Origin of the sequence: Devosia riboflavina, from assembly GCF_000743575.1 — a bacterium.
In the GTDB taxonomy this organism is placed as follows: Bacteria; Pseudomonadota; Alphaproteobacteria; order Rhizobiales; family Devosiaceae; genus Devosia; species Devosia riboflavina.
On record NZ_JQGC01000022.1, the window covers coordinates 92,042 to 111,554 of the forward strand.

Sequence of the window (19,513 nt, forward strand, 5' to 3'; positions counted from 1 at the left end):
CATGGCTGAAGATATCGTTCGGGTCGAGAACCTGAAGGCCTATTACCAGATGAACTATTTTGGCGTGCGCCGGGAAGTTCGGGCGGTCGACGGGATCACCATGACCGTGCGCAAGGGCGAGGTCTATGGCATTGCCGGGGAAAGCTCTTCGGGCAAGACCTCGTTCATCAAGGTGTTGGCTGCGGCCATTCGCCCGCCGCTGCGGGTGGTGGAAGGGTCGGTGAAGTTCGACTTCAAGAATGGGCCGATCGATGTCGCCACCGCGACGCCGAAGCAGATCGAGGCGGTGCGCTGGAAGCACCTCTCGTATATCATGCAGGGGTCGATGAGCGTGCTCAATCCGGTGCGACGCATCGGCAAGACGTTTCACGATTTTGCCTCGCGGCCCATGGGGCTGACGGGCAAGGCGTTTGAGGACCGGGTGATTGCGCATCTGGCGCGGCTCAAATTGCCGGCGGATGTGCTCAAGGCCTATCCGCATGAGCTTTCGGGCGGCATGCGGCAGCGCGTGACCATAGGGCTCGCGACGGTGTGCCACCCCGAATTCATCATTGCCGACGAGCCGACGACGGCGCTCGACGTGGTGGTGCAGAAGGAGGTGTTGAGCCTGATCCGCGATATCCAGAAGGAGATGAACGCGGCCGTGGTGTTCGTGACGCATGACATGAGCGTGCATGCGAACGTCGCTGACCGGGTGGGCATCATCTATGCCGGGCGCCTTGTCGAAGAGGGGCCGACGCGGGACATGTTCTTTGCGCCCAAGCATCCCTATACGGCGCATCTGGTGGCGAGCCTGCCGCGTATCGGCGACGTGAAGCAGCGGCCGGCGCTCGAAGGGCGACCACCGAACCTGGCTGATCCGCCGCAGGGTTGCCGCTTCCATCCGCGCTGTCCGCTGGCCGTGGACAAGTGCCGTCAGGAAGTGCCGCCGATGGAACAGGTGGGGCCTGACCATCGGACTGCCTGCTGGCGCTGGCAGGATGTGAAGCCGCTGGTTGGGGCCAGTGCACCATCGGGAGTGATGGCATGACGACGCTTCTCGATGTGCGCGATGTATCTAAGCGCTTTACCATGGGCGGGATTTTTGGGCGGAAGACCGTTGATGCGGTGATGGACGCCAATTTCTCGCTTTCGGCTGAAAACCCCGAGATATTCACGATTATCGGCGAGAGCGGGTCGGGAAAGACGACGCTGGCGCGGATGATTTTGGGGCTCGAAGACCCGAGCGAGGGAGAAATTCTCTTTCGCGGGAAGAGGGTTTCGCGGCATGGCGGGCGGGCGGAAAAGCTCGCTTTCATGAGCCAGGTGCAGCCGGTGTTCCAGAACCCGTTTGAAGCGTTCAACCCGCTAAAGAAAATCGAGCGGTATCTCGAAAGCACGGCGCGACGGTTTTTGCAGACGCGCGACAAGGCTGTGATCGACCGGGCGATGGACGAGGCGCTGCAGAAGGTGGGGTTGAGCCTCAAGGAAGTGCGCGGGCGCTTTCCGCATGAGATGAGCGGCGGGCAATTGCAGCGCTGTGCCATTGCGCGGGCGCTGATCCCCAATCCACCGCTGCTGATTGCCGACGAGCCGGTGTCGATGGTCGACGCGTCGCTGCGGATGAGCATCGTCAATCTGCTGAAGAGCCTGCGGGATGACCTGAAGGTTTCGGTCATCTACATCACGCATGACCTCGCCACGGCCTATTACATTTCCAACCGGCTGATCATCATGCAGCGCGGGCGGATTGTGGAAATGGGCGATGCGCGGACTGTGCTGGATAATCCGCAGCATCCCTATTCGAAGCTGCTGAAGGCTTCGGTGTTGTCTACGGATGATGCCGGGGATGGGAAGCTGGCAACGGATCCGGGGATGGTGAAGGCGGCGGGCGATCTGGTGGGTCAGGCAGGGAAGCTTGTGGCCAGGCCGGATGGGCGGGAGGTGAGGGTCTATGGGTAATTCTGTAAGGCCCCCTCACCCCAACCGAATTCGCAAACGCGAATTCGGTGAGCTGCGCGCCGACCTCTCCCCCAGAGGGAGAGGTGAAGAATGAGCGCGCCGATATTTCGGGATCCGATTGAGGATGGGGCGGCTGATCCGACGGTGATCCGGCGGGAAGGCACCAATGAGTGGTGGATGTTTTATACCAATCGCCGGGCTGCGGCCGGGGGCGAGGGGTTTTCCTGGATCCATGGGTCGCCGATTGGCGTGGCGGTGTCCACGGATGATGGGGCGAGCTGGCACTATCGGAATACGGTGAAGGGGCTCGATGCGCCGGGGGATGAGGGGCTCAACACGCATTGGGCGCCGGAGGTGATCTTTGCCGAGGGGCGGTATCACATGTTCCTCAGCTATATCACCGGAGTACCGACGCATTGGAAGGTGCCGCGGACGATCACGCATTTCGTCAGCGATGATCTCGAAAACTGGACGCGGGTGGGGCCGTTGAAGCTGTCGAGCACGAATTGCATTGATGCCTGCGTGTATAGGAGTCCGGATGGGCTCTGGCGCATGTGGTACAAGGACGAGGGCCAGGGTTCGAGCACCTGGAGCGCGATTAGTACCGACATGTTCGACTGGACGCTTGAGGGGCTGGTGTTGCCGGGATCGCCGGATGCGCCGCCGCATGAGGGGCCGAATGTGTTTCGGCTCGGCGGGTTTTACTGGCTGATCGTCGATGAATGGCGGGGCCAGGCGGTTTATCGCTCGGACGATACGAAGAACTGGGTGCGGCAGGGGATCGTTGGCGGGGAGCCGGGCTTGGATGCGCTGGACCGCAAGTTCATGCGCCATGCCCAGGTGGTCGTGGTGGGCGATCACGGAGCGCTTTACTATTTTACGCATCCCGAATGGGACGAGCTGGGGCACAAGGAAGGGCCGCCGGATGCGCGGTCGCGCGCTACGGTGATCCACCATGGAAGGCTGACGGTGCGGGACGGCGTGCTGGTGCTTGAGCGCGATATCCCAGTGGACCTGCCGATTTTGCGATAAAATCTGTCCCGGTAGTCGAAGGCTGTCGCGAAGACTCGTCGCGGCGGTGTCACAGATGGAGGGACATGATGGAAAACACTTTCCAGGACGACGGCCTCGACCTTTTTGCGGAGGATGGCCCCCCTGCCCTGCCGGCAGGGGGAGAGTTTTTGGAGCGCGACGGGGCGCGGGTCTGGTTCGCCAGTTTTGGCGCCGGGCCGGCGGTGCTGCTGCTGCATGGCGGCATGGGGAATGCCAACAATTTTGGGCATCAGGTGCCGGCGCTGATTGAGGCCGGGTATCGCGTCGTGGTGATCGATAGTCGAGGGCATGGGCGCAGCTCTTGGGATGGCGGGGCTTTTGCCTATACCCAGTTTGCCGGGGATGCCTTTGCAATTCTGGATCGGCTCGGGATCGACAATGTCGCCGTGGTCGGCTGGAGCGATGGGGCCTGTACGGGGCTTGCCATGGCCAAGGCGGCGCCGGAGCGCGTGGCGGGGGTGTTTTTCTTTGCTTGCAATGTCGATCCGAGTGGGACGTTGCCGTTTGAATTTACCGACGTGATCGGGAATTGCCTGACGCGGCATCAGAAGGATTATGCCGCGCTATCGCCGCATCCGGAGCGGTTCGACGAGATGAGTTCAAAACTGCAGGTGATGCAGGGGAGCCAGCCGGATTATTCGGCGGATGATCTGCGGGCGATTGGCGTGCCGGTGACGGTGGCGCAGTCGGAGCGGGATGAGTTCATTCGGGTGGAGCATGCGCGGTATATCGCGGAGACAGTGCCGGGGGCGCGATATGTCGAGATGGCTGGGGTGAGCCACTTTGCGCCGGTGCAGCGGCCGGGGCTGTTCAATGGGGTGGTGCTGGAGTTTTTGGATGGGCTGGATGATTAGGTAGATAGGCCGGTGTTTGCCGCACCCCCCACCCTTAATCCCTCCCCACAAGGGGGAGGGAGACGAAAGAACCGTGGGGTCGAGGCAAGCGCCTCCCTCCCCCTTGTGGGGAGGGATCGAGGGTGGGGGTAATTCCCGCGCTCGGGGAGACGGCTAGCTCACCGGCGGCTCAGAGCCGAGTTCGCGTTGGCGGCGGAGGAAGCTGATCCAGCCGCTGAAGCGGTCGTGGAGTTTGCTGAAGCGGGTGGCGGTGTCGTTGGGGACGCCGAGGGTGATCAGTTCCTCGTGCATGTCCTTGAGGGCGCGTTCCATGTCGTCGGCGTCGTCGAGCAGTTGCTCGATCTGCTCCTGGGTTAGTCTGACCAATGTCGCCATGACAGATACTCCTTCCCAATGAGGGAAAGGATACGCTCAAACTTGGGTGTCGTCAGGGGGGCCAATCACCGAGCGCCGGTAAGTGCAGAGCCCTCGGGTCAAGCCCGAGGGTGACGATCTGGGGTTTGGGCGGCGGTCCTGAGGGATCAGTTGCTATCCGGCTTCCAGACTGCCGGCGGTTCGCGTTTTAGCGGGCCCATGGTGGTGATGTCGTTGCCTCTCCGCATGGCGATGTTCATGCGGAAGGAGTTGCCGATGCGTTCGGAGCGCTCGATGAAGACTTCGGCGATTTCGGGCGAGCAGAGGCGCGTCACTGTCTCGCGGAAGAGGCGGAGCCAGCGCATGAAATGGGCGTCTTCAAGCTCGGGGATGGCCATGTGTTTGGGCATGGGGCGACCACCATATTTGCCAGTGCCCAAAAGCATGGAGCTCCAGAAATCGGCGATGGTGGCGAGGTGGGCGGGCCAATCGGCTTCGGGGATGACGCGATTGAAGACCGGGCCGATGACGGCATCCTGACGGGCGGCGGCGTAGAATTCGTTGACGACCTGCTGGATCAGGGCCTCGTCGAGGCCTTCGGGGGTTTCCCAGCCGATGCGGGTGAGGCGCGTGCCGACGGGGGGGCGTGGATCGGTCATGAGGTGGACTCAGGGGTAATGCGATAGGAGCAGCGGCGGCCGCCACTGACGATATGGTCTTCGCGCTCGACATTTACATCGGGGCCGAGGACGGCGCGGAAGACTTCCAGCTCTGCGCGGCAAAAGCCCTGGCAGGCCGTGGCGGCGGCGCAGATGGGGCAGTGGTTTTCGACGAGGAGGAGCGAGCCGTCGGGCTGTTCGTTCCAATCGGCCATATAGCCCTCGCGACTGCGCAGGTCGACGAGCGCGGCGACGCGACCTTTCAGGTCCGGCTTGTCCGAAACGGCGCCTTCATAGGCTTCGCGGGTGAGGGTTTCGCGGGCGGTGATGATGGTATCGAGCGCCGCGTCGCCGAGGGTCGAGCCGATGAGATCGAGAAGCTGGACCGTCAGGGCCGCATGGGTATCGGGGAAGCGCGACTGGGCGGCGGGGGTGAGCGACCAGGACTGGGTGGGGCGGCCGACGCCGGAGGAGATGTTTTCGGAGGCAACGAGGCCCTCCTGGGCCAGCCGCAAAAGTTGCTGGCGCGCGGCTTCGCCGGTGATCCCGAGTTGTTCGCCGATGGCGGACGAGGAGAGGCCGGTGCGCATTTTGAGGGCCATGAGCACGCGCTCGCCGGGGCTGCGCGGCGACCAGGTGTGATTTTCCAAGTCCGAACTTGACATATTCGTGGAATGGGTTTTCAAAGTCATTGCTTGGAAAATACTCCGGATGGCCAACAATGGCAAGCCGGTCGCGTTTTTGGCAACCGAAGACGCTTTTGAAGGAGCCCCGAAATGGCCTTTGAACTCCCTACCCTCTCCTATTCCGCCAATGCACTGGCCAATGCCGGCATGAGCCAGGAAACGCTGGAGCTGCACCACGGCAAGCACCACCAGGCCTATGTGACGGCGCTCAATGGTTTTGTTGAGAAGAATGGGGATCTGCAGGGCAAGAGCCTTGAAGAGATCGTGCTGTTTGCCAAGGACAAGGCGGATCTGGCACCGGTGTTCAACAATGCGGGGCAGCACTGGAACCACATTCATTTCTGGAACGCGCTGACGCCGACCGGCGGCAAGCTGCCGGGGAAACTGGAAGCCAAGATCGTTGAGGATTTTGGTTCGGTTGATGCGTTCAAGGACGCGTTCAAGACCGCCGCGACGACGCAGTTTGGTTCGGGTTGGGCTTGGTTGGTGCTGGGCACGGACGGGAAGCTGAAGGCGACGAAGACGCCGAATGGCTCGAACCCGATCGCTACGGGCGAAGGCAAGGTGCTGCTGGGGCTCGATGTGTGGGAGCACTCCTACTATGTCGACTTCCGCAATCGTCGTCCGGACTATGTGACGAACTTCCTCGACAAGCTGGCGAACTATGAGTTTGCTGAGGCGAATTTGGGCTGAGGCTTTCGCCTGCGCGCGTGGCTACCCCCACCCTCGTTCCCTCCCCACAAGGGGGAGGGAGGCGCCGGCCTCGATATCGCGGCTCCTTCGTTTCCCTCCCCCTTGTGGGGAGGGATTAAGGGTGGGGGTGCGATGTTTGGGTGGTAGCGTACCCATGTTTCTCCAATTTCTGAATGCGATGCGGTGGATGGATTGCGCCTTGCGACCGGATTGCGTGATTATTGACTTTCAGCAGTTCGCCCGGCGCGCAGCGCGTGCGAAGGTGGATGCGTCCTTGAGTAGCGTAATGGCTGATTTTGAAATGCCGGACAGCATGGCGCTGCGCCCGACCCGGAACCCGGTGGTGAATACCTCGGAGTTTCGTGCCGCCATGTCGTCTGTGGCATCGAGCGTTTCCGTGGTGACGGCGCGGCGGGGCGACGAGATGGTGGGGCGGACGGTGACGGCGGTGCTGTCGCTTTCGGCCAACCCGCCTTCCGTCTTGGTTTCGATCGACATTGTCAGCCGGTTGGCGGATTTCATCGCCAAGACGGGTGGATTTTCCATGGCGGTGCTGGCGGAAGACCAGAGCGAGATTGCCGATGCCTTTGCCGGCAAGGTGCCGCATGACGCGCGGTTCGACCTTGGCAAATGGTCGCGCTGGCCTTCGGGGCAGCCGCTGCTTACCGGGGCGGTGACGGCGATTGATTGCGAAGTGATCGGCTCGATTGAAACGGGCACGCATGTGCTGTTTGCGGGAGCGATCATCGAGGCGGATTCTTACGAGGAGCGCCGGCCGCTGCTGTGGCAGCGACATGCCTATCACGCGCTTTCAAATATCGACTGAAGCGGCTCATTATTGAGCGTATCTTTGTTCCGAAACCGGCGACCACTTTCGGGAGACACGCTTTAGTGCCACACTGCAATCGATTTCCTGATTCACTCTGGATGGGGCAACCGCGCGCTTGAGGGTAGCGTTTGCCAAGCGTCCAGGAGGCAGATGTGCCGCGTTATTTCTTTCACTATCGTACCGATGAAGAGCTGGTTCGCGACGAGGCGGGCAGCGAATTGGCAGACCTCGAAGCTGCCGAGCAGCAGGCGGCGGAGATCGGCAAGGCGATCATCGACAAGCTGGCCGGCGAAGGCGGCGAGACGCGGGCGCCGCGGACCATCGAAATCACCGACGCGCGCGGCGAAGAGCTGCTTTATGTGGTGTTTTGGGAAGGGCCGAAAATCGGCGAAGGGCCGGCGAGCCCGGTCACGCCCGTAAGCGTGCACTAGGACCGATCGGCCTATTGGAAGCCAGGCTTTGCGCCCGGACTATTTTAGAGAAATAGCGGCATCCCGTGGGCGGTGACCACGAAGCCCAGGATCAGGGCTGCGGCCAATGCCGCGTAGGAAACCATCAGATAGACGTTGGGCATGGGGGCCTCATCGCAGCACCCTCAAAGACTACCAGATCAATCGAGATTAACAAGAGGTAAACGCTGCGCGGACCGGCACGAGTCGGAAATGCTTTGCCCGAATGTGGCAGTTTTGTGAAATTTTTCGGTCGTCACACTGCTGTTCGGTCATTGGGGCATGAAACTTAGGAAGGGCAGACAGGCCGAGCAGGCCTGATAGAGTGCAGGGCAAATCACTTCGGCAACCGGCGCGGCTTCGGCACGAAGCGGCGCGTGGACCGACCGAAAGCGCTCTAAGGGGGGCGGTATATGACGGACGAACGGAGCTGGGCTTTTATCGAGGCAGCATCGGCTTTGGCGAAGGGCAATGCCAGCCTGGAGCGCTTCCTGATCGAGGCGATCAAGGCGACCGATCCCGATGATCTGGCGCGGCAGAAGCCCGACGTTCTGCTTGCCGCGCTCGAAGCCAGCCACAAGGCACTGTTTGCCGGCTCCCTCAGCGATACGCGCATTCTGCTTACCCCGCCGGCGCAGGCGGGTGGCGCGCTGGTGATCGATGTGATTTCGCCCGACATGCCGTTTATCGTCGACTCGACACTGGCGGCGCTGCGGGCCATGGGCGGGGCTATCCGCCTTTTCTGTCATCCGGTCGTTCGGGTGAACCAGGGGCAGGTCACCGACAACGGTGGCGCGGCGATCAGCGTGCTGCATATCCATAGTGAGCCGGTGGCCGATCCCGAGGCGCTGCGGACGGAAATCGCGGAAACGCTCGCCGAAGTGGCGAATGCCGTGAACGACTGGCGGGCCATGCTCGACCGGTTGCGGGGGGCGATGGCTGGGCTTGATGGGCTGAAGCCGGCTTTGCGCGACGAGCCCGTGCGCTTTCTCGACTGGCTGACCGAGCACAATTTTACGTTCCTCGGCATGCGCGAATATCGACTGGAGGACGAGACGCTGGTGCCGGAGGGCGAAACCGGGCTCGGCATTTTGCGCGATCCCGCGTTGAAGGTTTTGCGGACTGGCCAGGCCTATGTGGACAGCACGCCGGAACTGGTGGCTTTCCTCAAGACGGCTGAACCGCTGCTGGTGACCAAGGCCAATGTGAGGGCGCGCGTGCATCGGCGCGTCCATCTCGATTATGTCGGGGTGAAGCTTTATGACGCCGCGGGCCATGTGCGGGGCGAACTGCGCGTTGTGGGGCTCTTTACGGCCCAGGCGCTGGCGACTGCGCATACGGATGTGCCGATCATCCGGCGCAAGGTGGCAGAGGTGATGCGCAAGAGCGGGCTCGATCCCCTGGGGCATGCCGGGCGGGCGCTGCTCAGTGCGCTTGATTCTTATCCGCGCGACGAGATGTTCCAGATCGATACGGGGCTGCTTGCCGAGTTTTCCGAGGCGATTGCGGCGCTTTATGATCGGCCGCGCGTGCGGGTACTTCCCCGTATCGATCGGTTCGACAATTTTGTCTCGATCCTCGTTTTCGTGCCGCGCGACCGGTATGACGGCGATGTGCGGGCGCGGATCACCCGCTATCTCGCCGAGGTCTATGATGGACGCGTTTCGGCTTATTATCCGAATTTCCCCGAAGGCGATCTCGTGCGGCTGCATGTGATCATCGGGCGACTGGGGGGCGTTACGCCCAATCCGAGCCGCACGGAGCTTGAGGGTCGTGTCGAGGCGCTGACGCAGGATTTCTCGGACCTGCTGCAGAAGGCGGCGCCCGATCCGGCCGAGATCAGTGACTATCGTTCGGCCTTTTCGCAGGCCTATCAGTCGCGCAATTCGGCTGAGGATGCGCTGGGCGATATCGCCGTATTGCGGGGCGTGAGCGAGGGCGGCATTGCGCTGAAACTGCGGGCGCGGCAGGGCGCCGAGGGGGCGCTGGGCCTGAAGGTCTATGCCAAGGGCGGGGCAATTCCGCTCAGCGACCGCGTGCCCATGCTCGAGCATTTTGGGTTCAAGGTGATCGACGAGCGGACCTATACGCTGGTGCCGCGCGATGGGATTGAGCGGTTTATCCACGACATGGTGCTGGCGCCGAGCAACGGGGCCGAACTCGATGTGGCGGCGCGAGGCGCGGCGATCGAGGCCGGTTTGCTGGCCGTGTGGGCCGGGGCGGCGGAGAGCGACCAGCTCAACACGCTGGTCACGCAGGCCGGGCTCGACTGGACCGATGCGGCGCTGCTGCGTTCGTTCTCGCGCTATCTCAGGCAGATCGGGATTTCCTATTCGCAGCGCTATATTGCGCAGGTGCTGGTGACGCAGGCCGAGGCGGCCAAGGCGCTGGTGACGCTGTTTGGCGCGCTGCATGACCCTAAGCTCGAAAGCCGTGGCATGGCCGAGGCGGCGGCGCGCGACATTATCGCGGCGCAGCTCGAAGCGACGGCGTCGCTCGATGAGGATACGATTATCCGGCGGTTCCTTAATCTCGTCGATGCGTCGCTGCGGACCAATTCGTTCCAGCGAGATGCGGATGGGCAGCGGCGGCCGGCGCTGGCGATCAAATATGACAGCGCCAAAGTTGAAGGCATGGTTGCTCCCCGGCCCTATCGCGAGATTTCGGTCTATTCGCCGCGGGTTGAGGGTATTCACCTGCGCTTTGGCGCCATTGCGCGTGGGGGTCTGCGCTGGTCGGACCGGCCGGAAGATTTCCGCACGGAAGTGCTGGGGCTGGTGAAGGCGCAGCAGGTGAAGAACGCGGTGATCGTGCCGGTGGGGGCCAAGGGCGGGTTTGTGCCGAAGCGCCTCGTGGCTGGCATGCCGCGCGATGCGTTCATGGCGGAAGGCACCGAGAGCTACAAGATTTTCATCGGCTCGCTACTCGATATCACCGACAATCTCGTCGATGGCGCGGTGGTGCCGCCGGCCGATACGATGCGGCGGGATGGGGACGATCCCTATCTCGTGGTGGCAGCAGACAAGGGCACGGCGAGCTTTTCGGACACGGCCAATGCCATTGCCATTTCGCGTGGCTTCTGGCTCGGGGATGCTTTCGCCTCGGGCGGCTCGGTTGGTTATGACCACAAGAAGATGGCCATTACGGCGCGCGGCGGCTGGGAAGCGGTGAAGCGGCATTTCCGCGAGATGGACCGCAATATCCAGGCGGAACCATTTACCGTTGTCGGCGTGGGCGACATGAGCGGCGACGTGTTCGGCAATGGCATGTTGCTCTCGCCGGAAATCCGGCTCGTGGCGGCGTTCGACCACCGCGATATTTTCATCGATCCGGCGCCGGATGCGGCGGTGAGCCTGGCGGAAAGGCGCCGGCTTTTTGCCCTGCCCCGTTCGAGCTGGCAGGACTATGACAAGAGCCTGATTTCGGCCGGCGGCGGCGTGTTCTCGCGCAGTTTGAAGGTCATTCCGCTCAGCGAGGAGATGCAGGCGGCGCTTGGGCTGAAGAAGGTCAGCGCGACACCGAACGAGGTGATGCGCGCCATCTTGTCGGCGCAGGTGGACCTGCTGTGGTTTGGCGGTATCGGCACCTATATCAAGGCGCCGGAAGAGGACGATGCCTCGGTGGGTGATCGCGCCAATGATGCGATCCGCCTGACGGCAGATCAGGTGCGGGCCAAGGTGGTTGGCGAGGGCGCCAACCTCGGTGTTACGCAGCGCGGGCGCATCGCCTATGCGCTGAAGGGTGGGCGGATCAATACCGACGCCATCGACAATTCGGCGGGCGTCAATTCGTCGGACCTCGAGGTCAATATCAAGATCGCCCTGGCGCCTGTGGTGGCGGCGGGGGCGCTGGATGGGGAGGCGCGCATCGCCTTCCTTGCCAGCATGACCGACGAAGTGGCGGCGCTGTGCCTCCGGAACAATTATCTGCAGGGGCTGGCTTTGTCGCTGGCCGAGCGGGCCGGGACTTCGGAACTGCCGGACCACCGCGTTCTTATCGAAGGGCTCGAAGAGCGCGGGCGGCTTGATCGTGCCGTGGAATTCCTTCCAAGCGATGCGGTGATCGATGCGCGGGCGGCGCAGGGCAAGGGACTGACGCGGCCCGAACTGGCTGTCATCCTTGCCTATGCGAAGTTGGCGCTGTTCGATGATCTCGTCGATGGGCGGGCGATCGATACGCCTTATCTGGCCAACGAACTCTTCCGCTATTTCCCGCAGAAACTTCATGAGGCCTTTCCCGCGGCCGTGGAAGGGCACCGGCTGAAGCGCGAGGTGATTGCGACTGTGCTGGCCAATGCGATGATCAATCGCGGCGGGCCGGCTTTCGTTTCCGAACTGATGGCGGCGACCAGCGCCAGTGCCGGGGAAGTGGCGCTCGCCTATGCGGCGGTGCGCGATATCTATGGGCTGACCGGACTTTATGCCGAGATCGACGCGCTCGACAACAAGGTGCCGGGCGCGGTGCAACTGGCGCTTTATGCGCAGGTGGAGGCCCTGCTCTATCGCGAAGCCCTGTGGTTCCTGCGCAATGGCAATGTCGGGGCGAGCGATGTGGCGGCGCTCGTGGAGCGGCACAAGGCCGGCGTCGAAACGCTGCGCAGCGCAGGCGTGAGCCTCCTGTCGGATGGCGAACGCGAGGCGCTTTCGGGTCGGATTGCCGAACTGGTGACGCATGGCGTTGATGCGGAACTGGCGCAGCGGATCGGGGAATTGCCTGTCATCGGCAATGCCAGCGATATCGTGCTGGTGGCGGAACGCGCCGGGGTGTCAATCGAAGCGGCGGCGGGGGCTTTCTTTGGCGTGGCAGGACAGTTCGATCTCTTCCGTATTGTCGAGGAAGGGCGGAATATTGCGCTAGCTGATCGGTTCGACCGCATGGCGCTCGATCGGGCGCTGGCCAACCTGATGCGCGCGCTGCGCGATCTCACGGCGGACGTGCTGAAGGCCGGCGATATCGGCGCTTGGCGCGGCCAGCATGAGGCGGGGATTGCTCGGACTGTGAAGGCGGTGACGGAACTGACGGGCGGAGCGGCGACGGTGTCACGGCTCAGCGTGGCGGCGGGGCTGCTGGCGGATTTGGCAAGGGAGGGGTAGGCCTTTATTTTTGACGTCGGAAGGCGCATATTTTTGCCATGAGTCTGACCATCGATATTCCAGAAGCATTGCGCGATCGCGTCCAGGCCATTGCGGCGCGATCAAACCTGACACCCTCGCAGGTTGTTGCAGATGCTCTGGAGCACGGGCTGTCACTTGAGTGGCAGGAGCATTTTATTGCTCAGGTCGAGGCGGGATTGAAGGATGCGGACAACGGTGACTTCGCTTCCGACGCGGACCTTTCGGCGCTCGTCAACAAATACCGCCCCATGTAATGCGCGTTGCCTGGACGCGTCGGGCCTTTCGACATCTGGATGAAATCCAGGAATACATCGCGCAAGATCGCCCTGCTGCGGCATTCGAGGTTGTCAAAAACCTGACCGAAAGGACTGCGGCGACGCTTGGGACCTCCCCCATGGCCGGGCGGCTGGGACGCGTGAAACATACGCGGGAACTGGTCTTTGCAGACCTGCCGTATGTCGTTGTCTATCGCGTTGCCGAGCATGTGGAAATCGTTGGCGTGCTGCATGTGGCGCGAAAATGGCCGCGCCGCTTCGAATAGCTGCCACTCACCCAAAAGTCTGTCTTGTGCCACTCGGCTCGATCGCCATGGTGACGGGGTTCAATTGGAGATGACCATGACCTCACTTGCTCAATGGCTTGTTGCACAGACTGACGATGCTGCGCTGGCCAGCGTGGTTACCTCGATGGCGGCGGCGGGGGCAGAGCTGGCGACTGTCTTGCGCGTGGCGCCGATTGCCGGGCAGACGGGGCTGGCGGGGCATACCAATGTGCAGGGCGAGGCGCAGAAGGCGCTGGATGTCATTTCCAATGATGTGGTGCTGAAGCATCTGCAGACGAATGACGCTGTCTCCGTGCTGATCTCGGAAGAGCTGGATGAGGCGGTTCATTTTGAGAACCAGGGGGCGTTCATCGTGGCGACCGATCCTCTGGATGGGTCTTCCAATCTCGATGTGAATGTCACGGTGGGCACGATTTTTTCGGTGCTGAAGAGTGCCGGCGGGCTCTTGCAGAAGGGCCGGGCGCAGGTGGCGGCGGGCTATGTGGCCTATGGGCCGGCGACGAGCCTGGTCGTGCGGATTGCCGGGGCGGTTTCGGTGTTCACGCTCGATGACAGGGGCGAATGGGTGCAGGTGGTTGCGGAAGCAAAGGTGCCGGAGACCTCGGGCGAGTTCGCGATCAATACGGCGCGGGAGCGGTTCTGGGATGCGGCGACGCTGGGCTATGTGAAGGAAAGCGTGGCCGGGGAAACCGGGCCGGCGCGAAAACGCTACAATATGCGCTGGGTGGGGTCGATGGTGGGCGATATTCACCGCATCCTGATGCGCGGCGGGATTTTTCTTTATCCGCTCGATAGCGAGACCACAGGCAAGGGTGGGCGGCTGCGGCTGCTTTATGAGGCGAACCCGATGGCCTGGTTGATCGAGGGGGCTGGGGGGCTCTCGACGACCGGGCGGCAGGGAATCTTGGATGTCGAGCCGACGGGGATTCATCAGCGGGTGCCGGTGATTTTGGGCTCGGCGGAGGAAGTGCGGCGGGTGGAGGCCTGGTACGCGAAGGGGTGATCCCAGCCGTGTCGAACTCCTCTGCGGAGGAGAGAATACCCCTCACCCTGACTTTTCGCTGAACGCGAAAAGTCTGTCCCTCTCCCTCAAGGGGCGAGGGGAAGGCTGGTGGTTGGGACTCGCATTTGCAACGTTGCGATCTTGACGCTAGAAGCTTCTTGATGCCCGGCGTTTCTTTGCCGGACGGGAGCCAAGATGAGCGATAATTCTCTGCCCAAGACCAATGCCAGCCCCTGGCAGAAGCGCCCTTTTCACCGCCAGTATCTGATGCGGCAGGCCAATGATCTCTTCGACTTTTTCGAAGCGGCCTCGATCAATCCCAAGGGCGGATTTTTCGAGCTCGACGATGAGGGTTTGCCGCTCGGGGAGGACAATGCGGTCCGGCAGATCCATGTGACGACGCGCATGATCCATTGCGCCGTGGTGGGGAGCCTGATCGGGCGTCCGGGGTCGGACGAGATCATCGACCATGGCATGAACTATCTCTGGAACAAGCATCGCGACGAGAAGCGTGGTGGCTATGTCTGGTCGCTCGATGACAATGGCATCACGGATGGCGCCAAGCAGGCCTATGGGCATGCCTTCGTGCTGCTCGCGGGGTCGAGCGCCAAGCTTGTCGGGCATCCTCTGGCCGACAAGGTGATCGCCGACGCGACCGAGGTGATCGAGAAGCGGTTTTGGGACGACAGTGTCGGGGCGGTGCGGGAAGAATTCAGCGAGGATTGGACCGAGGTTCGCGGTTATCGCGGGCAGAATTCCAATATGCACCTGACCGAGGCGCTGATGGCCGCCTATGAGGCGACGGGGAACCAAGCCTATCTCAAGAAGGCCGAGCGCATTGCCGAGCTGATCATTCGCAAGAATGCGGTGAAGCTCAATCATCGCGTTGCCGAGCATTTTGATGAGTATTGGGTGGTCGACAAGAACTATCGGCACCCCAATGAAATGTTCCGCCCCTCGGGCACGACGCCGGGGCATTGGCTGGAATGGTCGCGCCTCCTCTATCAGCTCTGGGTTTTGGGCCAGAAACAGCACTCGTGGATGACCGATGCGGCGCGGAACCTGTTCCAGCGCTCGATCGAGTTGGGCTGGGACAAGGTGCATGGGGGCTTTTTCTATACGCTCGACTGGAACGACGAGCCGGCCATGCGCGAAAAGCTGTGGTGGCCGGTGGCCGAGGCGATTGGTGCTGCGAGCTATATTTCAGCGCATGACAATGATGCCTATTTCCAGGTCTGGTACCGCAAGCTCTGGGACTATGCGGAAAACCATGTGATCGACCATGCGCGGGGCGGCTGGCTCAGCGAGCTTGAGGAAGACCTGACGCCGGCGTCCAAGCTGTTTGTCGGCAAACCCGATATTTATCACGCGCTGCAGGCGTGTCTGATCCCGCTTTATCCGGCGACCGGAAGCCTGACGCATGCGATTATCGAGCAGGACCACAAGGTCCGGTAAATCGTGGGCTGAACGCGAAAATTGGGCGGCGTGGGACAACCCTGCGCCGCCTTTTTGCGTTTGGTCTTCAGCAAGGAGGCGTGGATGCAGACCCTTTTGAACAGAACCGCATTGGTGACCGGGGCCGGATCGGGGATCGGCAAGGCGACGGCGCTGCTCTTGGCGCGGGAGGGCGCCAATGTTGCGGTGTTGAGCCGGACCAAGGCGGAGGTCGAGGCCGTGGCGGCGGAGATCGAGGACCAGGGCGGCACGGCGATCAGCATTACGGCGGATATTTCGGATGATCGGGATATGGCGCGGGCTATTGCGCTGGTGGTCGAGCGGTTTGGGAAACTCGATATTGTCGTTGCCAATGCCGGGATCAACGGGGTCTGGGCGCCGATCGAGGAGATCACGCCCGAGGAGTGGGACAAGACGATCAGCGTCAACCTGCGGGGGACCTATCTGACGCTGCATCATGCGGTGCCGCGGCTGGAGGCGGTGGGTGGTGGGGCCGTGGTGATCATTTCGTCGATCAATGGGACGCGGACATTTACGACGCCGGGGGCATCGGCCTATTCGGCGACCAAGGCGGCGCAGGTGGCGATGGCGCAGCAATTGGCGCTGGAGCTGGGGCCGCGGGGGATCAGGGTCAATGCGGTTTGTCCGGGGTCGATCGAGAGCCAAATTGGCGAGAACACCGAAAAGCGCGGGATGGAGAAGACCGAGATACCGGTGAGTTTTCCGAAGGGCGATATTCCCATTACCGGGGGCAAGCCGGGCAAGGCGTCGGATGTGGCGGAGGTCGTGCTGTTTCTGGTTTCGGATGCGTCGCGGCATATTACCGGGACGCCAGTCTGGATCGATGGGGGACAGGGGTTGTTGCGGTAGGGCAATAATCCGGCGATTGCCGAACCCCCACCCTTGATCCCTCCCCACAAGGGGGAGGGAGACGATGGAGCCGACAATTCGATTGATTGTCAGAAGAGGGATACAGGCGTAAAGACGCGCTACTTTCTCCCTAAAAGCCGGCCAAATGACCGATAGTTCTGTTCTCGTTGCTCCGCGTGATATTACCGATCTTGCAGTTGAAGCTGCGATCGCGGCGGCGGCGGTGATCCTTGATGTCTATTCGCGGCCGATCCATGCCGTGGCGAAATCGGACGGGTCGCCCGTGACCGAGGCGGATGCTGCGGCCGAAGAGGTGATTATCGCGCATCTCAAGGAAACCGGGCTGCCGGTGCTGGGCGAAGAGAGCGTGGCGGCGGGGATCGTGCCGGTGCTGGGCGAGCGCTATTTCGTGGTCGATCCGCTCGATGGCACCAAGGAATTCATCAAGCGCAATGGCGAATTCACCGTCAATATAGGGCTCGTGGAGCATGGCAGGCCAACCATGGGGGTGGTGCTGGCGCCGGTGACGGGCGAGATTTTCGTGGGTGACGCCAATGGCGCCTGGACCGGGCGCGTGGTCGATGGAGTCGTGACGGAGAAGCGCGAAACCCGAGTGGGTTGGCTCGCGCGCCTGCGTATCGTCGCCAGCCGCTCGCATGGGCATGAGGCGCTCGAAAAGCTCTGCCAGACGCTCGATGTCGAAAGCGATGTGTCGGTGGGATCGTCGCTGAAATTCTGTCTTCTGGCGCGCGGGGACGCGCAGCTTTACCCGCGCTTTACCCCAACTTGCGAATGGGACACCGCCGCAGGCCAGGCGGTACTGGAAGCGGCGGGGGGAGCCGTGGTAACACTGGACGGCGCCCCGATGCGCTACGGAAAGCATGAGCTGAGCTTCCTAAATCCCTATTTCGTGGCTGCCGCGAGCCTTGAATTGGCGCAACGAGCGGCAAGGGAAATGCGAGAACTTCTCGCGTAATGCTGTCGCAACGTGACGTTCCTATAGGCTTGGTGCAGGGAACGTGGTGCGGCATGCAACAGACGCTTAACTGATCTGCACGATCACAACCCTCGTAAATCTTGTGCTGAAGGGGTTGTAGATATATAGCCCCGGCATATATCGAACCGGCATAGTGCTGGGAGGATTATGCTCGATGAACGTGCGGACGCTGTGTCTATCGGTGCTCTATGAGGGTGAGGCGACGGGTTATGACATCCGTCGCATGTGCACCGAGGGCGAGTTCGCCTATTTCGTCGAAGCCAGTTTCGGCTCGATCTATCCCGCGCTCGCCAAGCTTGAAGACGATGGCCTCGTGACGAGCCGCACGGTGCCGCAGGACGGCAAGCCGGCGCGGAAAGTCTATGCCATCACCGATGCGGGTCGCCAGGCCTTTGCCGAGGAACTGTCGGCCCCGCTGGGCGAAGACGTTTATCGCAGCCCGTTTCTCCTGCTGGCACGATTTGTCAGCATCTTGCCGCATGATCTGGTCGCTGGACGGGTGAAGGAACACCTCGACCGGCTGACCGCAGAGCGGCAGCAATTGGACCAGGTGCGGTCCGAACACGAATGCAGCCCGGCAGATTGTTGGGTTCTCAATTACGGTCGTGAAGTTTTGGGCGTTGCAGAGAAGTATCTGCGTACCCATATGCACGAACTGATCAACTTATCGCGAGCCGACGAGCGCAAGGACGCTGCGGAATAAAAGGGGCTGATATTCTATGCGTGCATTGTTTTCCTATGGCCTGGCGCTACTGATCCTGCTTGGAGCAGGTGCCTGGCTTGCTACCGGTACCCTCGTGCAGGGGGGTAACGGTCCCGGCAATGGCGAAAAGCCAATTATCTCCGTCATCGAAGGCGAAGAGCATGGTCCTATCCACAATGCCATGGCGGATGCCGGCGTGCTGGCGGAACACCACGCGCCCGAGACTGACCCAGCCCTGACCATTGCACAACGCAATGAAGCCACGACCGGTTCCAATGCCCCGCTGCCGGATGTGCGGACCCAGACTTTTACCGCCCAGCCCATGCCGGTGGAAGTGCCGCTGCGCGGCCGCACCCAGGCCAAGGCCATGGTGACCGCCGTTGCCGAAACCGCCGGCACTGTGGACACCGTGCATGTGACCAAGGGCCAGCGCGTGGAAGTGGGTGACCTCCTCTGCACGCTCGACCAGGGTACGCGCGTTGCCGCCGTCGCCCAGGCTCAGGCCGGCGTCGACCAGGCCAATGCGGCCCTCGCCCAGGCCCAGCTCAACTTCGACACCAATGCGGGCCTGCGTGAAAAGGGCCTTGCTGCTGCCAATACCGCTAACGCTGCCGACGTGGCCCTTGCCCAGGCCAAGGCCGGCGTGAGCCAGGCTGCAGCCGGTCTCGACAATGCCAAGGCCGAACTCGACCGCACCGAAATCACCGCCAAGGTGGCCGGCCTCGTGCAGGACCCGGTGGCCCTGGCCGGTTCGATGCTGAATGCCGGCGGCGCCTGCGCCACCATCGTGCAGCTCGACCCGATGATCTTCGCCGGCATGGTTCCGGAAAAGCATATCGGCCTTGCCAAGCTCGGCCTCGTTGCCTCGATCAAGACCGTTACCGGCCAGGCTGTTGAAGGCAAGGTGACCTATATCGCCTCGCAGGCCGACAATGCGACCCGCGCCTTCCCGGTCGAAATCGAAATCCCGAATGCCGATTTTGCCATCAAGGACGGCGTGACCGCCGAAGCTATCGTCAATCTCGGCGCGGCGCCGGGCCATCTGCTGCCGCAGTCGGTGCTGACGCTCGATGACGAAGGCACGCTTGGCGTGCGGACGGTCGAAAACGGCGTCGTGGCGTTCCACGAAGTGACCATCGTCAGCGACACCCGCCAGGGCGTCTGGGTGACGGGCCTGCCCGCGGTGACCGAAGTGATCACCGTCGGCCAGGAAGGTGTGACTGCCGGACAGGCCGTGAAGGCCAGCCCCGCGACTGCTTCCACTGAAACCGCAGCCAGCTAAGGACGAGTT

General features: G+C 62.3%; 19 protein-coding genes. 16 read left to right on the forward strand and 3 right to left on the reverse strand.

The window, feature by feature from the left end:
• The first annotated feature begins 1 nt into the window (after position 1).
• The 4 genes from JP75_RS19440 to JP75_RS19455 all read left to right on the forward strand — a co-directional run bounded on the left by JP75_RS19440 (position 2) and on the right by JP75_RS19455 (position 3,848).
• Positions 2–1,030, forward strand: a complete 1,029-nt coding sequence (locus tag JP75_RS19440) for an ABC transporter ATP-binding protein (protein ID WP_051960941.1) — start codon at positions 2–4, stop codon at positions 1,028–1,030.
• Positions 1,027–1,941 carry an ABC transporter ATP-binding protein gene (locus tag JP75_RS19445; protein WP_035086154.1) on the forward strand — a complete coding sequence of 305 codons (915 nt, stop codon included), beginning with the start codon at positions 1,027–1,029 and terminating at the stop codon, positions 1,939–1,941. Before JP75_RS19440 ends, JP75_RS19445 begins: the two co-directional genes overlap by 4 nt.
• A gap of 90 nt (positions 1,942–2,031) precedes the next feature.
• Complete coding sequence (locus JP75_RS19450; RefSeq protein WP_035086155.1) at positions 2,032–2,973, forward strand: family 43 glycosylhydrolase; 942 nt, start codon at positions 2,032–2,034, stop codon at positions 2,971–2,973.
• Positions 2,974–3,041: 68 nt separating this feature from the next.
• Positions 3,042–3,848, forward strand: coding sequence for an alpha/beta fold hydrolase (locus JP75_RS19455; RefSeq protein ID WP_035086156.1), 807 nt, complete (start codon positions 3,042–3,044; stop codon positions 3,846–3,848).
• 153 nt (positions 3,849–4,001) lie between these two features.
• Here the strand turns inward: JP75_RS19455 and JP75_RS19460 are convergent, their stop codons facing one another.
• The 3 genes from JP75_RS19460 to JP75_RS19470 all read right to left on the reverse strand — a co-directional run bounded on the left by JP75_RS19460 (position 4,002) and on the right by JP75_RS19470 (position 5,526).
• Positions 4,002–4,223 carry a hypothetical protein gene (locus JP75_RS19460; protein ID WP_035086157.1) on the reverse strand — a complete coding sequence of 74 codons (222 nt, stop codon included), beginning with the start codon at positions 4,221–4,223 and terminating at the stop codon, positions 4,002–4,004.
• Between the two features lie 146 nt (positions 4,224–4,369).
• Positions 4,370–4,861, reverse strand: a complete 492-nt coding sequence (locus JP75_RS19465) for a group III truncated hemoglobin (RefSeq protein ID WP_035086158.1) — start codon at positions 4,859–4,861, stop codon at positions 4,370–4,372.
• Complete coding sequence (locus tag JP75_RS19470; RefSeq protein WP_051960942.1) at positions 4,858–5,526, reverse strand: helix-turn-helix transcriptional regulator; 669 nt, start codon at positions 5,524–5,526, stop codon at positions 4,858–4,860. Before JP75_RS19470 ends, JP75_RS19465 begins: the two co-directional genes overlap by 4 nt.
• A gap of 111 nt (positions 5,527–5,637) precedes the next feature.
• Between JP75_RS19470 and JP75_RS19475 the strand changes: the two genes are divergently transcribed.
• From JP75_RS19475 to JP75_RS19530, 12 genes are all read left to right on the forward strand, one after another.
• Positions 5,638–6,240 carry a superoxide dismutase gene (locus JP75_RS19475; protein WP_035086159.1) on the forward strand — a complete coding sequence of 201 codons (603 nt, stop codon included), beginning with the start codon at positions 5,638–5,640 and terminating at the stop codon, positions 6,238–6,240.
• Between the two features lie 286 nt (positions 6,241–6,526).
• Positions 6,527–7,066, forward strand: coding sequence for a flavin reductase family protein (locus tag JP75_RS19480; RefSeq protein WP_244446362.1), 540 nt, complete (start codon positions 6,527–6,529; stop codon positions 7,064–7,066).
• Between the two features lie 155 nt (positions 7,067–7,221).
• Positions 7,222–7,500, forward strand: a complete 279-nt coding sequence (locus JP75_RS19485) for a DUF6894 family protein (RefSeq protein ID WP_035086160.1) — start codon at positions 7,222–7,224, stop codon at positions 7,498–7,500.
• 431 nt (positions 7,501–7,931) lie between these two features.
• Entirely contained in the window at positions 7,932–12,611 is a 4,680-nt protein-coding gene (locus JP75_RS19490; protein WP_051960943.1) for an NAD-glutamate dehydrogenase, read from the forward strand.
• A 38-nt stretch (positions 12,612–12,649) separates the two neighbouring features.
• The gene (locus tag JP75_RS19495) at positions 12,650–12,886 is read left to right on the forward strand and encodes a ribbon-helix-helix domain-containing protein (protein ID WP_035086161.1); all 237 of its coding nucleotides are present in this window, start codon (positions 12,650–12,652) and stop codon (positions 12,884–12,886) included.
• Positions 12,886–13,173, forward strand: coding sequence for a type II toxin-antitoxin system RelE/ParE family toxin (locus JP75_RS19500; protein WP_035086162.1), 288 nt, complete (start codon positions 12,886–12,888; stop codon positions 13,171–13,173). The genes JP75_RS19495 and JP75_RS19500 overlap by 1 nt, the downstream gene beginning before the upstream one ends.
• A gap of 76 nt (positions 13,174–13,249) precedes the next feature.
• Positions 13,250–14,197 carry a class 1 fructose-bisphosphatase gene (locus JP75_RS19505; RefSeq protein ID WP_035086163.1) on the forward strand — a complete coding sequence of 316 codons (948 nt, stop codon included), beginning with the start codon at positions 13,250–13,252 and terminating at the stop codon, positions 14,195–14,197.
• 195 nt (positions 14,198–14,392) lie between these two features.
• Positions 14,393–15,652 (forward strand): AGE family epimerase/isomerase, encoded by a 1,260-nt coding sequence (locus JP75_RS19510; RefSeq protein WP_051960944.1) that lies wholly within the window; start codon positions 14,393–14,395, stop codon positions 15,650–15,652.
• A gap of 84 nt (positions 15,653–15,736) precedes the next feature.
• A complete protein-coding gene (locus JP75_RS19515; RefSeq protein WP_035086165.1) occupies positions 15,737–16,522 on the forward strand; it encodes an SDR family oxidoreductase in 786 nt (261 codons plus the stop codon).
• Positions 16,523–16,667: 145 nt separating this feature from the next.
• Positions 16,668–17,498, forward strand: a complete 831-nt coding sequence (gene cysQ, locus JP75_RS19520) for a 3'(2'),5'-bisphosphate nucleotidase CysQ (protein ID WP_051960945.1) — start codon at positions 16,668–16,670, stop codon at positions 17,496–17,498.
• Positions 17,499–17,673: 175 nt separating this feature from the next.
• On the forward strand, positions 17,674–18,222 hold the full coding sequence (locus JP75_RS19525; RefSeq protein WP_035086166.1) for a PadR family transcriptional regulator: 549 nt from the start codon (positions 17,674–17,676) through the stop codon (positions 18,220–18,222).
• 16 nt (positions 18,223–18,238) lie between these two features.
• On the forward strand, positions 18,239–19,504 hold the full coding sequence (locus tag JP75_RS19530) for an efflux RND transporter periplasmic adaptor subunit (protein ID WP_051960947.1): 1,266 nt from the start codon (positions 18,239–18,241) through the stop codon (positions 19,502–19,504).
• The last annotated feature ends 9 nt before the right edge of the window (positions 19,505–19,513 follow it).

Coding starts and splice junctions, on each gene's coding strand:
- JP75_RS19440 (WP_051960941.1), top strand. CDS start 2: ATGGCTGAAGATATCGTTCGGGTCGAGAACCTGAAGGCCTATTACCAG.
- JP75_RS19445 (WP_035086154.1), top strand. CDS start 1,027: ATGACGACGCTTCTCGATGTGCGCGATGTATCTAAGCGCTTTACCATG.
- JP75_RS19450 (WP_035086155.1), top strand. CDS start 2,032: ATGAGCGCGCCGATATTTCGGGATCCGATTGAGGATGGGGCGGCTGAT.
- JP75_RS19455 (WP_035086156.1), top strand. CDS start 3,042: ATGGAAAACACTTTCCAGGACGACGGCCTCGACCTTTTTGCGGAGGAT.
- JP75_RS19460 (WP_035086157.1), bottom strand. CDS start 4,223: ATGGCGACATTGGTCAGACTAACCCAGGAGCAGATCGAGCAACTGCTC.
- JP75_RS19465 (WP_035086158.1), bottom strand. CDS start 4,861: ATGACCGATCCACGCCCCCCCGTCGGCACGCGCCTCACCCGCATCGGC.
- JP75_RS19470 (WP_051960942.1), bottom strand. CDS start 5,526: ATGTCAAGTTCGGACTTGGAAAATCACACCTGGTCGCCGCGCAGCCCC.
- JP75_RS19475 (WP_035086159.1), top strand. CDS start 5,638: ATGGCCTTTGAACTCCCTACCCTCTCCTATTCCGCCAATGCACTGGCC.
- JP75_RS19480 (WP_244446362.1), top strand. CDS start 6,527: ATGGCTGATTTTGAAATGCCGGACAGCATGGCGCTGCGCCCGACCCGG.
- JP75_RS19490 (WP_051960943.1), top strand. CDS start 7,932: ATGACGGACGAACGGAGCTGGGCTTTTATCGAGGCAGCATCGGCTTTG.
- JP75_RS19495 (WP_035086161.1), top strand. CDS start 12,650: ATGAGTCTGACCATCGATATTCCAGAAGCATTGCGCGATCGCGTCCAG.
- JP75_RS19500 (WP_035086162.1), top strand. CDS start 12,886: ATGCGCGTTGCCTGGACGCGTCGGGCCTTTCGACATCTGGATGAAATC.
- JP75_RS19505 (WP_035086163.1), top strand. CDS start 13,250: ATGACCTCACTTGCTCAATGGCTTGTTGCACAGACTGACGATGCTGCG.
- JP75_RS19510 (WP_051960944.1), top strand. CDS start 14,393: ATGAGCGATAATTCTCTGCCCAAGACCAATGCCAGCCCCTGGCAGAAG.
- JP75_RS19515 (WP_035086165.1), top strand. CDS start 15,737: ATGCAGACCCTTTTGAACAGAACCGCATTGGTGACCGGGGCCGGATCG.
- cysQ (WP_051960945.1), top strand. CDS start 16,668: ATGACCGATAGTTCTGTTCTCGTTGCTCCGCGTGATATTACCGATCTT.
- JP75_RS19525 (WP_035086166.1), top strand. CDS start 17,674: ATGAACGTGCGGACGCTGTGTCTATCGGTGCTCTATGAGGGTGAGGCG.
- JP75_RS19530 (WP_051960947.1), top strand. CDS start 18,239: ATGCGTGCATTGTTTTCCTATGGCCTGGCGCTACTGATCCTGCTTGGA.